13 protein-coding genes and 2 tRNA genes are annotated in these 13,939 nt (G+C 60.2%); 8 read left to right on the forward strand and 7 right to left on the reverse strand.

Annotated elements, in window-relative coordinates; all coding sequences use genetic code 11:
* Window positions 1-280 precede the first annotated feature (280 nt).
* The 4 genes from AC2ISB_RS09830 to AC2ISB_RS09845 all read right to left on the reverse strand — a co-directional run bounded on the left by AC2ISB_RS09830 (window position 281) and on the right by AC2ISB_RS09845 (window position 3,679).
* On the reverse strand, window positions 281-1,822 hold the full coding sequence (locus tag AC2ISB_RS09830) for a TniQ family protein (RefSeq protein WP_486574881.1): 1,542 nt from the start codon (window positions 1,820-1,822) through the stop codon (window positions 281-283).
* A gap of 151 nt (window positions 1,823-1,973) precedes the next feature.
* Window positions 1,974-2,050, reverse strand: a tRNA-Arg gene (locus AC2ISB_RS09835).
* Window positions 2,051-2,106: 56 nt separating this feature from the next.
* Window positions 2,107-2,183 (reverse strand) — tRNA-Arg (locus AC2ISB_RS09840).
* A gap of 104 nt (window positions 2,184-2,287) precedes the next feature.
* Window positions 2,288-3,679 (reverse strand): sensor histidine kinase, encoded by a 1,392-nt coding sequence (locus AC2ISB_RS09845; protein WP_339108027.1) that lies wholly within the window; start codon window positions 3,677-3,679, stop codon window positions 2,288-2,290.
* 277 nt (window positions 3,680-3,956) lie between these two features.
* Between AC2ISB_RS09845 and rpmH the strand changes: the two genes are divergently transcribed.
* The 8 genes from rpmH to yihA all read left to right on the forward strand — a co-directional run bounded on the left by rpmH (window position 3,957) and on the right by yihA (window position 10,791).
* On the forward strand, window positions 3,957-4,091 hold the full coding sequence (rpmH, locus tag AC2ISB_RS09850) for a 50S ribosomal protein L34 (protein WP_339108028.1): 135 nt from the start codon (window positions 3,957-3,959) through the stop codon (window positions 4,089-4,091).
* 50 nt (window positions 4,092-4,141) lie between these two features.
* Complete coding sequence (rnpA, locus tag AC2ISB_RS09855; protein ID WP_486574883.1) at window positions 4,142-4,666, forward strand: ribonuclease P protein component; 525 nt, start codon at window positions 4,142-4,144, stop codon at window positions 4,664-4,666.
* Window positions 4,663-4,944, forward strand: coding sequence for a membrane protein insertion efficiency factor YidD (gene yidD / locus AC2ISB_RS09860; RefSeq protein WP_339108030.1), 282 nt, complete (start codon window positions 4,663-4,665; stop codon window positions 4,942-4,944). The genes rnpA and yidD overlap by 4 nt, the downstream gene beginning before the upstream one ends.
* On the forward strand, window positions 4,931-5,812 hold the full coding sequence (gene ttcA, locus AC2ISB_RS09865; protein WP_339108031.1) for a tRNA 2-thiocytidine(32) synthetase TtcA: 882 nt from the start codon (window positions 4,931-4,933) through the stop codon (window positions 5,810-5,812). Before yidD ends, ttcA begins: the two co-directional genes overlap by 14 nt.
* A gap of 119 nt (window positions 5,813-5,931) precedes the next feature.
* Window positions 5,932-7,419 (forward strand): EAL domain-containing protein, encoded by a 1,488-nt coding sequence (locus AC2ISB_RS09870; RefSeq protein ID WP_486574885.1) that lies wholly within the window; start codon window positions 5,932-5,934, stop codon window positions 7,417-7,419.
* Between the two features lie 125 nt (window positions 7,420-7,544).
* On the forward strand, window positions 7,545-9,386 hold the full coding sequence (gene yidC, locus AC2ISB_RS09875) for a membrane protein insertase YidC (RefSeq protein ID WP_406736120.1): 1,842 nt from the start codon (window positions 7,545-7,547) through the stop codon (window positions 9,384-9,386).
* Window positions 9,383-10,141, forward strand: coding sequence for an MOSC domain-containing protein (locus AC2ISB_RS09880; protein WP_339108034.1), 759 nt, complete (start codon window positions 9,383-9,385; stop codon window positions 10,139-10,141). The genes yidC and AC2ISB_RS09880 overlap by 4 nt, the downstream gene beginning before the upstream one ends.
* On the forward strand, window positions 10,141-10,791 hold the full coding sequence (gene yihA / locus AC2ISB_RS09885) for a ribosome biogenesis GTP-binding protein YihA/YsxC (RefSeq protein ID WP_486574888.1): 651 nt from the start codon (window positions 10,141-10,143) through the stop codon (window positions 10,789-10,791). Before AC2ISB_RS09880 ends, yihA begins: the two co-directional genes overlap by 1 nt.
* On the opposite strand, the gene AC2ISB_RS09890 is transcribed toward yihA, so the two are convergent.
* The 3 genes from AC2ISB_RS09890 to AC2ISB_RS09900 are packed head-to-tail and all read right to left on the reverse strand — an operon-like array spanning window position 10,788 to window position 13,663.
* Window positions 10,788-12,320 (reverse strand): cryptochrome/photolyase family protein, encoded by a 1,533-nt coding sequence (locus tag AC2ISB_RS09890; RefSeq protein WP_486574890.1) that lies wholly within the window; start codon window positions 12,318-12,320, stop codon window positions 10,788-10,790. The genes yihA and AC2ISB_RS09890 overlap by 4 nt on opposite strands.
* On the reverse strand, window positions 12,310-13,014 hold the full coding sequence (locus tag AC2ISB_RS09895) for an SDR family oxidoreductase (protein WP_486574892.1): 705 nt from the start codon (window positions 13,012-13,014) through the stop codon (window positions 12,310-12,312). Before AC2ISB_RS09895 ends, AC2ISB_RS09890 begins: the two co-directional genes overlap by 11 nt.
* A gap of 4 nt (window positions 13,015-13,018) precedes the next feature.
* Window positions 13,019-13,663, reverse strand: coding sequence for an SDR family NAD(P)-dependent oxidoreductase (locus tag AC2ISB_RS09900; protein ID WP_339108038.1), 645 nt, complete (start codon window positions 13,661-13,663; stop codon window positions 13,019-13,021).
* Window positions 13,664-13,939: the final 276 nt, after the last annotated feature.

Genomic DNA, 13,939 nt, shown 5'->3' on the forward strand with positions numbered 1-13,939 from the left:
AGGGGCAGCGGCTTGTTTCAGGTTCTTAACTAAATCCCGTATGACGGCGTGCAAAAGTATGATCAGAGGCTACAAGGCGAGTCCAAGGCTTAGACGTGTCACGGGGCTGCCGGGCGTCATATCCAACAGCGTACTAAGAACCGGGCTGAAGCTTCTCTGTGTTCAGAGTAAGGGCAGCCATAGGCTGGCATCGGCCATCCGTTACGATTGGCATGAATTTCCGCAATGGGCCGAAAGCTACAAGCCCACGTATTTCCCCATCGATTAAAGAATAATGCGACTACTCCCCCGCTCCGCGCTCAGCCAAGAAACCAGACATGACCAAGTCGGTGCGCCAATAGATGCGGCTTAGATCAGGTGGCATAGGAAGCGTGGCCACGCCTGCGTTTCTTAAACGAGTGGACAGCGCCCCTGCAGGGCTCCGTATGTGATCAGCGAGCTCTCCAAGGGACATGAACCTTTGCCGGAATGCCTCAAGGCTTTCGAGAGATACCTGCAGCGCTCCGATACGAGCCTCAACATTGCAAGAAGCACGACTTAGAAAACCGGCATGTGCAAGATAGGTGACTGTCATTACAGTTATGCGCAAATAGCTTGCCGCCTCAGCAATCGGGTAGGCTATAGCTCCCAGCTCAGTCGCTTTATTCCGATCTTCATCAGCCTCGATCCACTCTCCTAGCTCACGCCTGAAAGCAGAAAGCATAGCCTCGGTGACAAAACTTTTAGTGACGATCGTTCCATCATCTTGCCTATATGCCAGCCCCCTCCGGACGAGCAGCGCTTGCTCTTTAAGGGAGAAGCCTTGGACTGACGGAACAAGCGCTTCATTGCGCGCGGCAATACCCTCAGAGGGCACACCAAAGACCTGCACGCCTTTGCGGATCGAGAAACGAGCAAAGATCTCTCGCCGCATCAACGCGCGCAGCGGCTCGACTTCGTCTCCTAGCCCCCTGCCCTGAAGCCATGCCACCAGCGGCCCGTAAATACGCCCGAAGAAGCGCTTCTCGGCATGTTGCTCGGCCAGCTCCTGCAAGCAGGCCAAGAAGGCCAGTTCGCCCCCTTCGAGCACCTGATAGCCTGCGTCTCCATACCGCGCCCAATCTTGCTCATTTTGGCCGCTGAGCGTCGCTTCTGGCCCCTTCTTTAGCAGCAGGCCAAGGACCTCACAGAGGCGCGCTGCGATATTGAGCTCGAACCCGTCGAGCCACGCATCGCCTCGTCCTTTGAGAATACGCCGCGTCAGATAGCGCTCGAATGGGCCCGTCTCTGCAGGAACAATGCCTTGCGACAACACCCAGCCAAAATGCTTACGAACCTGCGCCGCAAAATCCCGTCCGTCTTTAGTGAATTTCTCGGGTGGCAGTGTCACCAACAGGCAGCCGTGATCGGCACAGCTTCGCACAGAGGCAAACTTCCATTGTAGCCTGCGGGACATCCGCCATGCCTCCTCCGCCGACGACACCTCTTGGCGCAGGCATTCGGGGCAGATGCGTATGCGCGTGCGCTGCAGGCTATGCGTCGTCGCGATCTCGTCGCGCAGGCGGAAGCGGCTATGGCCGAGATGACGGATGGAGACCCGTGCCAGTGTAGAAGCGTCACAGCCTGCAAGCTGCGCAAGCTGGGCGATTGCCAAAGGTTCGCCGCGGAACAGAGGATCGACCGGAAAGGCCAGATCACCGCAGAACTGGTAGACAGAGGGTGCACCATTGCGTGCTGCCAACCGCGTTAGCAAAGACGAGGCCGGCTCAAAGCGTTCGTGCTGCACGGTCAGCGGCAGCCGCGCAAAGTCCGCTTCAGGATCTACAGATCGACTTTTTGCCACGCATGTCTTTCGGGATCAGGCATTGGATTCGTCCTGATCCTACGCCAGCCCGATCGATCAACCAACATGCCAAGCATGAGCCAAAAACACATTCGTGGACATCTATGTGAAAGGAAAGCCAGTTTCGTCTGACATTCGACAACTTCAGAAATGGCGGACCCGGAGCGATTCGAACGCCCGGCCCCTTGATTCGTAGTCAAGTGCTCTATCCAGCTGAGCTACGGGTCCGCAATATCTGCACCTGAATGATCAGGCTATGTCGTATCTGGCAGAGCCAGAAGTAGTGGCGGACCCGGAGCGATTCGAACGCCCGGCCCCTTGATTCGTAGTCAAGTGCTCTATCCAGCTGAGCTACGGGTCCGTCGTGGGGGGCTATCTATTGGGTAAGTCGGGGGGGCGCAAGAGGGAAAATGAAAGTTTTTCATTCCGCCCGCGTTTCCCCACGCGACGAACGCCCCAAATGCCTTACATGGAAAGCTCCTGCGGCAGATGCAGCAGGAATTGTGTTCCGGTTTCATCGCTGCGCATCAGCTCCAGCCGCCCGCCATGACCACGAATTAGCTCGGCAGAAATCGCCAGCCCCAGACCGGTGCCGCCTTTTCGCGAGCCGCCCGTAAAGGGCTGGAACAGATGCTCGCGGGTTTTCGCAGGCAGGCCCGGACCGGTATCCTGCACGCGGATCCACCACTCGTCACGGGTCTCCCCGGCCCCCACCTCGATCGTGCCATGTTCGCCCGTGGCCTCCAGCGCCTGCCGCGCATTGCGCACAAGATTGGAGATCACACGGTAGAGCTGTTCGCGGTCGGCGCGGATCGTCAGATTCGGCGCGATATCCACGATAAAATCGACAAGCCCCGCCCCTTCCAGCGACTGCTCGCTTTCCACCACCTCGGCCACCAGCGGCGCCAGCATGAAGCGCGACAGCGAAGGCGGCGGCTCTTCGGCCTTCCCGAACGCCAGCGTCGTCTCGCAAAGATTGACCGCCCGCCCGATGGAATTGATCAGCTTCGGCGCGGCGCGCTTTACAACCGGATCCTCGGAAAATTCCATACGGTCGGCAAAGAGCTGCGCCGTCGTAAGGATATTGCGCAAATCATGGCTGATCTTGGCCACGGCCTGCCCAAGCTGGGCCAGCCGCTCTTTCTGGCGCAGGGCGGCGGTCAGCTGGGTCTGCATATCCGCCAAGGCATCCTCGGCCACGCGAAGCTCTTGGATGCGGGCATTGGGGGCAATGATACGGCGATTGTCTTCGGGAGCCTCGGAGTAAGACGCCATATGCGCCACCAGCCGCTTGATCGGGGCGACCATCAAACGCTGCACCAAAGCGAACAGAAGCACCGCCGTGATGCCCGAAATCACAGCAGACAACGTCAAAAGACGCAGACCATATTCGATCATTCCGATCCGGATCGGACGCGTATCGAGCGTGATCTCGATCACCTGCCCCCCCTGCTGCACCGGCTCGCCCACCACGCGAATGATATGGTTCTCGGGGTCGATCAGAATCTTCAGCGCATCCCTGATCCGCGTCCAATGCGACGCATCACGAATGTCGTAGGTGCCCGAGATGGCCTCGGGCAGCGGCGAAGACAGCACAAGCTGCCGCACCGCATCGCGGCGCAAAACGACGTTATAGACGCCCGCATTGGCCAGAAGTTCGTTTTCCAGATCCGGATCGATGGTCGACTGGTCGGTCGCCAGCAGCGACAGGGACGCGATCTGGGCGCGCTCCAGCCGTGTCAAAAGATAGTTTTCCCGATAGGTGGCAATCCCCGGCAAGAGAATCAACAACTCTGCCAGGACAACGAAGATCGTCGTCAGGATAAGAAATCGGCCAGAAAGCGAGTTGATCTTCATACCTGTCTCGGGTGACTCCGCGACGATTACACCAGGAAACGTCTGCAAATATTGTTGCTTTCTTGCGATAAATAGGGCGTGATTGCCAAAGACAAAAGAGACCAAGCCCCGAAATCTCGTGATTTCGTCATCAACTTCGCTGCTATCGGCAAAAAACTGCCCCGGGTGAATTGACTTGTGGTCCTATCCTGACTAAAGACCGGGCCTCGAATATGAGCGGCAGCCGAATCCGTTTGGCGTCGTGTTGCCCTACCGTATCAGAACCCGGAGTTAAGCGATGAAACGCACTTTTCAGCCCTCGAACCTCGTTCGCGCCCGTCGCCACGGGTTCCGTGCCCGCATGGCAACCAAAGGTGGCCGCAAGGTCCTGAATGCACGCCGTGCAAAAGGCCGGAAGTCGCTGTCGGCATAAGCCGCAGCGACTGGTAACAGGCTAATCCTATGACACCGTCGGACGCTTCCGTGACAGACCCCTCAGGTCAGCGCGCGGGCACAGCTCCGGCGGTTTCTTCATGCGCAGCCGATGCGCTTACCCCTGTGGCGACCCTGCGCAAACGGGCGGATTTCCTGCGTGCGGCGTCCGCACGGCGGCAGGGCATGGCCGCAGGCCTGCTTCAGGCGCGCGAGCGTGCGGAGGAGCCCGTCTCCCCCCTGTTGGCGCGCGTCGGATTTACCTGCTCCAAAAAGGTCGGCAATTCGGTTGCACGCAACCGCGCCAAGCGCAGGCTGCGCGAGATTGCCCGACTGGTGCTGCCGGTGCATGGCAAGCCCGGCTGGGATTATGTGCTGATCGGGCGTGCAGACGCCACGGCAACCCATGATTTCCAAGCGATGCAGGACGACCTGATCCGCGCCCTCGCACGGGTCCATGCCGAAGATTACCGCCCGCCCAAGCCGCGTGGCCCGAAGCCCGATATCCCGCGCGGCCCGCGCCGCGGCAAAGGCAGATCCACCTCCGGCCCGTCGACGACCGGTTCGGACGGATGAGCCCCCTGGCCCATCTCGTGGCGTTGCCGGTACGGGCCTATCGGCTGGTGGCCAGCCCGTGGGTCGGTAATGGCTGCCGGTATCAGCCGACCTGTTCCGCCTATATGCTGGACGCCCTCGCCCTGCATGGCGCGTTCAAGGGCAGCTATCTGGGCATCAGGCGTATCCTGCGCTGCCATCCGTGGGGCGGCTTCGGCTATGACCCCGTGCCGGGCGCTGACCCCGACCATGACGCAAAATGCCATTGTGCAAAGGAGCATGACCATGCTGGACGATGACGACGCCCCGATCCATCCGCTCTTTGCCGACGCCCCCTCGACGACGGCCTTCAAGAAGCTGCGCAAGCGTATCGTGCGCCAGACCCGCGAGGCGATCGAGCAGTACGGGATGATCGAACGCGGCGCGCGCTGGCTGGTCTGCCTGTCGGGCGGCAAGGACAGTTACACCCTGCTGGCCGTGCTGCACGAGCTGCAATGGCGCGGGCTTCTGCCGGTCGAGATCCTTGCCTGCAACCTCGATCAGGGACAGCCGGGCTTTCCTGCGACTGTTCTGCCGGAATTCCTTGAAAAAATGGGGGTTCCGCACCGGATCGAATATCAGGACACCTATTCCGTGGTGATGGACAAGGTGCCGCAGGGCAAGACCTATTGCGCCCTGTGCTCGCGCCTGCGTCGCGGGAACCTGTACCGCATCGCGCGCGAGGAAGGCTGTTCGGCCGTTGTGCTGGGCCACCACCGCGACGATATTCTGGAAACCTTCTTCATGAACCTCTTTCATGGTGGACGCTTGGCGACCATGCCGCCCAAGCTGGTAAACGAAGAAGGTGATCTGTTCGTCTATCGCCCTCTGGCCTTTGTCGCCGAAGAGGATTGCGAGAAATTCGCCCGCGATATGAATTACCCGATCATCCCGTGCGACCTCTGCGGAAGTCAGGACGGGCTGCAACGTCAGCAGGTCAAGCAACTCCTTGATAGCTGGGAGAAAAATAGGCCCGGACGGCGTCAGGTGATGTTCCGGTCGTTGATGAATGCGCGCCCTTCCCACCTGCTGGACACGGGGCTTTTCGACTTTGCCGGATTGGCCCTCAAACCGCAGGATGGTTCAAATTTGAACGATAACATCCCCGATTTACGCCACCACGATTAACCGAACACTGACAAAACCGACCTAAGACTATGGCCATTAATTTATGCGCCGTTTGACGAGGTATGGTGATGTCGAAGGAACAGAATCGCAAGTCCGCCCCCAAAGGTGGCCCGATTCTCATGCGACGGGAAATGATAGCCTTTGCTCCGGCTATCCTTCTCGCAGGCTACTGGATCGGGCTTGAAGCGATGGTCCTGCTTGGCGTCACCGCTCTGGCTGTGGGCTGGATGACCCGCCCCATCACGCCCGGCGAGGAGATCGAGATGAACACGCTCGATCCGGCCACCGGCCTGCCGCTCCGCGAACTGGCCCTGCCGATGATGGACAAGATCATGACCGAAGCGCGGCAGAGCAACCGGCTGTCGACCTGCTTCGTGATCTGCGTGGACGAACCGCAAAATCTGGTTGCCAATACCAGCACCCGTGAATTCGACGATGTGATGCGCCGTTCAGCAGAGCGTTTGCGCTCGGTTTTGCGGGATTCGGATTACATCGCCCGCCTTGGCGGCGCGCGTTTCATGGTGATGCTGAAACCCACGCCCAATCCGGATCTGGAAAGCATGATCCAGCTTTCGGTGCGCCTGCAAAGCACGCTCGAAGAACCCCTGTCGATTGCCGGTCGCAGCCTGTCACCGACATTCCATCTGGGCTTTTGCCAGATGAACCGTAGTCCCGGATCCGATGCCGAGTCGATCCTGGAAGCGGCCGAAACCGCTGCAGAGGAAGCCTCGCGCAACGGGCCTTCGGCAATCCGTGCCTATTCGAACGAGATCCGTCGCACGGCAGAAATCCGCACGGCTTTGTCGGCAGAGGTCGGGGATGCGCTCGAGAACGGCGAGATCGTTGCCTATTTCCAGCCGCAGATCTGCACGGATACCGGCCTGATCTCCGGGATGCAGGCCATGCCGCGCTGGCTGCACCGCGAACGAGGCGTGCTGGGTGAGACCGATATCATGCCCGCCGTCATCGCCGCCAATCTGCGCACGCGCTTTTACGAAGTGATGATGTTTCAGGTGTTCCATGCCCTGAAAGAATGGAATGCCCGCGAGGAACTGGTGGGCATCATCTCCCTGCCGATCAATGAAGAGCTGCTGACCAATCCGAAAATGCCCGAACGCCTGCAATGGGAATTCGACCGTTTCGAACTGCCCGCCGACCAGATCCGTCTGGTGCTAGAACAGGACATCGTCTCGAAGCTCAATGACGACATGATCTCGCATACGCTCAGCGCCTGTCGCAAAATGGGGTGCAAGATCGAACTGGCCGGATTTGGCAATGGCCCCGCCTCGATCAATTCGGTACGCAATGCCTGCGCGGGCCGGATCCGCATCCATCGCAGCTTCGTCGCCCATGTGGATCACGACGCCGAACAGCAACGCCTTGTCGCCGCCATCATTTCGCTGGCCGAGGGTCTGGGCATCCAGACGATTGCCGAGGGTGTCAGTTCGATCGGCGAACATGCGATGCTCTCGCAACTGGGCTGCAACCATGTGCAGGGCCGCGGCATTGCCACCCCCATGCCGCTGGAAGACACCCATGACTGGATCAGTCGTCACATGGCCAAGCTGGAACAGACGCCGCGCCTGAATACCCGACGCGGCAGCTAAAAACCGGTGTCGTCATCACGAATTCCGTCTGGAAGTCACGGAACGGGGGGAAAGGGCTTGACCTTTTGCCCCCCCTTCTGTTGAACCGGAGCGACTTCCCGAAAGGCAGACGGATCCCATCGCCCATGGAAAACCAGAACAAGAACCTCATCATCGCAGCCGTGCTTTCTGCGCTCGTGCTGATCGGCTGGACAGTCTTCTTCCCACCGGAGCAGACGACAAATCCGGAGGGTGGTGAAACCGTCTCGGATCAGGCCGCCTCGGCCACCGCACCGAGCATCGCCCCCACGCCGGAGGCACTGGCGCAAGCGACGCAGGATGCCAATGCCGTGGCCACCGCCACCAGCGACCAGTTGGCCCAGATCCCGCGGATCGCCATCGAGACCCCCGACCTGAAGGGCTCGATCTCGCTGCTGGGTGGTCGTTTCGACGATCTCTCGCTTGAAAAGTATAAAGAAACACTCGACAAGAATTCGCCCGATGTGCGTCTTCTTGCACCGGTTGGCGGCGACGATACCAATGCTGCCAAACCCTATTACGTGGTCTATGGCTGGCTTCCCGCTGGCGGCTATTCCGCAGATAAGGTGCCCGGCCCGCGCACGGTATGGTCCGCTCCGGACGGAGCCAAGCTGACCCCCGAAACGCCTGTGACCCTGACATGGGATAACGGAGCCGGTCTTGTCTTCCACCGCACGATCTCGGTCGACAAGGATTACCTGTTCACCATCCAGCAATCGGTCGAGAACACCACCGATCAGGAGGTGCGTCTGGCGCCCTATGGCATCATCGCCCGCCACGGTCTGCCGCCGTCGAAATCGACCTATGTGCTGCATGAAGGTGCCGTGCGGATGAGCGATGGCAAGCTGGAAGAGATCAAATACAAGAAGTTCAAGGATCTCGAACAGAGCGCCGGTGAAGGTCAGGCAGAGCTGATCTCGGTCGCCGATAACGGCTGGACCGGCTTTACCGACAAATACTGGATGACGACGCTTGCGCCGAAAACCGGTCCTTTCACCTCGGTCGTGAAATATTCCGGCGAGCAGTCCGACATCTACCAGACCGAAACCCGCTTGCCGGTCATGACGGTTGCCGCGGGGGCCACCCAGTCGGCAGATACCTATCTCTTTGCGGGCGCAAAGGAATATGAGGTCATCAAGCACTATCAGGACGATCTGGGGATCGTGAAGTTCATCGACTCCATCGACTGGGGCTGGTTCTACTTCCTGACCAAACCGATCTTCTGGCTGCTGCACTGGCTGCATGCCGCGATCGGCAATATGGGCTGGGCGATCATCGCACTGACCTGTATCATCAAGCTGATCGTCTTCCCGCTGGCGCGCAAATCCTACATCTCGATGGCGAAGATGAAGGAACTGCAACCCGAGATGGAAGCCCTGAAAGAGCGCGCAGGCGAAGACCGCCAGAAGCTGCAGCAGGGCATGATGGAGCTTTACAAGAAGAACAAGGTCAACCCCGCTGCGGGCTGTCTGCCGATCCTGCTGCAGATCCCGATCTTCTTCTCGCTCTATAAGGTGATCTATGTCACGATCGAGCTGTATCACGCGCCGTGGATCGGCTGGATCCATGACCTCTCGGCCCCCGATCCGACCTCGATCCTGAACCTCTTCGGCCTTCTGCCGTGGGGCACGCCAGAGCCGGGTAACTTCCTCTTCATCCTCAGCCTCGGCATCCTGCCGATCCTCTTGGGCGTGTCGATGTGGTTCCAGCAAAAGCTGAATCCCGCCCCCGCCGACAAGAGCCAGGCGATGATCTTCGCGTGGATGCCGTGGATCTTCATGTTCATGCTGGGCAGCTTTGCCTCGGGCCTCGTGCTCTACTGGATCGCGAACAACACGATCACCTTCATCCAGCAATACACGATCATGTCGATGCACGGGAAACGCCCCGATATCTTCGGCAATATCAAGTCGAGCTTCGCGAAGAAGTCCGGCGGAAAGGCCAAATGATCGGCACTCTAAGCAACATATTCCGCCATCCGATCAAATCGATCGGGGCGGAAGCCATCAGCAGCGCGTCCCTCACCGAGGGGCGCGCTCTGCCTTTGGACAGGGTCTGGGGCGTGCTGCATGAAGGCTCAAAGATCGAGGCCCATGCGGGCCGGACGGATTGGGCGCGGAAGATGAACTTTCTCGTCGGGGTTTCCGCTCCCGATCTGATGGCCGTCACACATGAGACCCTTGAAAACCAGTTCTGCCTGCGCCATCCGGCAAAGCCAGAGATATGTTTCAATCCGGAAACACCCGAAGGACAGGCCGCGTTTCTGGCGTGGATCTCCGATCTCTGGCCCGAGCACCGTCCCCGCCCGACCGTTCTGGCCAAGGCCAAAGACCAGCCGCTGACCGACCAGAGCACGCCCGTGCTCTCGCTGATCGGGACCGCGTCGCTCAGGGAGGTCTCGGAGGCCTGTGGCTGCGATCTGGATATGCGTCGTTTCCGCGCCAATCTCTGGGTGTCGGACTGGGCCCCGATGTATGAGCAAACCCTGATCGGCCAACGGCTGCGCATGGGCGAAGCAGAGCTGGAAGTGGTCGAGCCTGTGGGCCGCTGCCGTGCCCCCGACGGCAATCCCGCAACCGGAGAACGCGACCAGGATCTTCTCAAATTGCTCAAAGACCAGTATGGGCATACCAATCTAGGGGTTTTCGTGCGTGTCACGAAATCCGGCGAAATCGCGACCGGCAGCACAATCGAGGTGATCTGATGCAAATCCAATTCAAGGAAGCCCCCGCCCCCGAGCAATTCGCGGCCGAACGTGGCCGGTTGATGTTTGCTGCGCCTGTCGAATTTCTCAAAGGCGTTGTGGCAATGTCGGGCATGCCACCTGCCGACCGGATCGAGGTCTGTTTTGCAGGGCGTTCCAACGTCGGGAAATCGTCTTTGATCAACGCGCTAACGGGTCGTAAGAACCTTGCGCGCGCCTCGAACACGCCGGGCCGGACGCAAGAAATCAACTTCTTCACCACGCAGGACGGCCCCTATCTGGTCGACCTTCCCGGCTATGGGTTCGCGCAAGCGCCCGTGCCGGTCGTGAAGAAATGGCAAGAGCTGCTGCGCGCCTATCTGGCGGGCCGCCCCACCCTGCGCCGCGTCTTCGTGCTGATCGATTCGCGCCATGGGGTGAAAGCGGTGGATGAAGAGATCCTGTCGCTTCTGGACAGATCCGCTGTCACCTTCCAAGTGGTGCTGACCAAGGCCGATAAGATCAACGCCAAGGATCATGAGGCCCTGTTCCAACAGGTGTCGGGCGCTTTGGCCAAGCATCCGGCAGCTCACCCCGAGATCATCCTGACATCGTCCGACAAAGGCGTGGGCATCGAGACCCTGCGCGCGATCATCGCGGGTCTGGATTAAAACGCGTCCTGCGCGATCTTGTTCAGCATGACTTCCGCCTGCCCGAGGATCGTTTCACGATCTTCGGGCTTTCGTTTGTCCCATGATCGATAAATGACAGCCATGCGGGGGTTATTGGCAAATTTCTCGCGGTTCCTGTCGAGAAAATGCCAATAGAGCAGATTGAACGGGCAAGCCCCCTCGCCCGTTTTTGCCTTCACCGAATAGGCGCAAGCCCCGCAATAATCCGACATCCGGTCGATATAGGCACCCGAGGATACATAGGGTTTGGAGGCAATCACGCCGCCATCGGCAAATTGGCTCATGCCTGCGGTATTGGGCGCCTCGACCCATTCGAACGCATCGATATAGACCGCCAGATACCACTCCTGCACCTGCGCGGGGTCCACCCCTGCCAGAAGCGCGAAATTTCCGGTGACCATCAGCCGCTGGATATGATGGGCATAGGCCAGATCGCGGGTCTGGGCCACGGCATGGGACAGGCAGTTCATCTTGGTTTCGCCGCCCCAATAGGCCCAAGGCAGCTTGCGGTGCTGGTCCAAATGGTTGCGCGAGGTATAGTCGGGCCCCTCGTGGAAATAGATGCCCCGCACATATTCGCGCCAGCCGATGATCTGCCGGATGAAGCCTTCCGCCGAATTCAGCGGCACATCCCCCGCCGCATAGGCGCGCGCCGCCGCCTGACAGACCTCCAGCACCCCCAGCAGCCCGAGGTTCATATAGGGCGACAGAAGCGAGTGGTATAGCAGGGGATCATCTTCCAGCATCGCATCCTGATAGGTGCCGAAATCCGCCAGATTATGCGCGATGAAATGATCCAGCGCCTCTAGCGCCCCTGCCCGATCCACCGCCCAGTTGAAGCCCTCAAGCCCGCCGAAGTTATCGGGGAATTCCCGCACCACCAGATCAAGCACCTCCTGCGTGGTCTTATCGGGGGCAAACTGCGGCGCCTTCACCCGGAACAGATCGGCCTGTGCGGGCTTGCGGTTCTCGGCGTCGTAATTCCACTTGCCGCCCTCGGGGGCATCACCCTCCATCAAGAGGCCCGTCTTGCGGCGCATCTCGCGGTAGAAATACTCCATCCGCAGGGACTTGCGACCCTTGGCCCATTCGGCAAACTCGGCTTCGGAACAGAGGAAGCGGTCATCGGGCAGCTGCACCACAGGAATCGGGCCATCCTCCAGCGCCTGCCGCAAACGCCATTCTCCTGGCGCAATCGTCACCGCCGATTTCGCGCCAAACTCGTCGGCGCGGCGCAGAAGCTCGCCCGTGATCGAGCCGGAATTGCCCGCATCCTCCAGCGCCGTATAGGCGACCTGCCAGCCCTCCGCCCGCAGGGTTTCGGCAAAATGGCGCATGGCAGAAAAGACCAGCGCGATCTTCTGTTTGTGGTGGCCGACATAATCGGTCTCGGCGCGGACCTCGGCCATGACGACAACATCGCGCGCCTTGTCGGCGGCACGCAAGGCCGCGCCCTCAAGCGTCAACTGGTCCCCCAGCACCAGAACCAGACGCGGGTTATTCTTCATAGATCATCCGACGCGTCATACCACCATCGACCGGCAGAACCTGCCCTGTCACAAAACCCGCCCCCGCCAGATAGAGCACCGCCTCGGCGATATCGTCGGGCGTGCCCACACGGCCCGCCGGATGCTGCAGATGATCGCGCGCGGACAGCGGCTCGCCCACCGTATCGATCCAGCCCGGTGCGATGGCATTCACCCGCACATCCGGCCCCATGCCGACCGCCAGCGCATGGGTCAGCGCCACAACGCCCCCTTTGGCGGCAGCATAACCATAGGTCTGCGGCTGCGACTGGATGGCACGGGTGGAGGCCATATTCACCACAGCCCCCCGCGCCGCGCGCAAGGCGGGCGCACATTCGCGCACCATCAGGAAGGTGCCTGTCAGATGCGGTTCGATCCAGTGATCCCAATCGGCCAGCGTCATAGTTTCGATCGGGCCGGAAAACGGATCGGCGGGACCACCATTATTCACCAGCAGATCCAGCCGGTCGAACCCCGCCTGCTCCACCGCCGATTTCACCGACGCCTCATCGGCCAGATCGCAGGCAAAATCCCAAAGCGCCATCTCATGTGGTAAGGTCGCAAGCGCGGCCTCGTCGATATCCAGCGCCGCAACCTGCCACCCCTCCTTGACCAGACGCAGCGCAATCGTCCGTCCGATCCCCGAGGCCGCCCCTGTCACGATCGCCGTCTTCATATGTTCACCACTCTACTGATTTGCCGGAATAATCCCAGAAACCACCGCTTTGTTCCGGCGTCAAACCCTGAAGCACCGAAAGCAGCCGTTCTGCCGCCTCATCCGGCGAAACCTTATCCATCGTGTAATTGCTGGTGAAGGCCGTGGCGACCGTACCGGGATGCAGCGCCGCCACCACGAGTTCGGGAAATTTGCGCCGCAATTCGATAGAGGCCGTGCGCACAAGCTGGTTAAGCGCCGCTTTGGAGGCACGATAGGAATACCACCCGCCCAGATAGTTATCGCCAATCGAGCCGACCCGCGCCGACAGGACTGCCAGATGGGCGCGGCTGTCTTTCGGCAAGAGGCGGGTGACATGTTTCATCACCAAGGCAGGCCCCATCGCATTCACCGCGAAAAGGCGCATCATCTCGTCGGCTTTCAGCGTCGCAAGCGACTTTTCCGGTGTGCCCAGAATGCCCGACGCGATGACCACCATATCGAACGTGCCATCCAGCCCCGATATGACCGCCTCGATCTTGGCCTCTTCCGAGATGTCGAAACCGTCACGGGCGCGCGAAAGGCCCAAGACCTCGTGCCCGCCCCGCTCCAGACGGTCCCGCAGGGCCTCGCCTATCCCGCCCGTATCGCCGATGATCAATGCGCGCATCGCTGCCCCCTACTGCTCCCTACCTGAAATTGCCGCAGTGCAGCATGAATTCAACCCTAAAAAAAGGACCGATACGGCCATTTTTCGCTTTTCAATACGGATCTGATGCCTATAGTCCAGCCCATGATGACATGCAGCGCAAATACTCTCACCTCGCAGGCCGCCCAAGGGCGTGGCCCGACGGTTGGTGCCGGCGCGCTGCGCGGCCTTCTCCTTCTTCTTACGCGCCTCTGAGCGTGCCCTTGGGCGCGACCGCTCGGAGGTAGCCAGCGCCCA

Source organism: Thioclava sp. NS-SX20 (assembly GCF_057380695.1).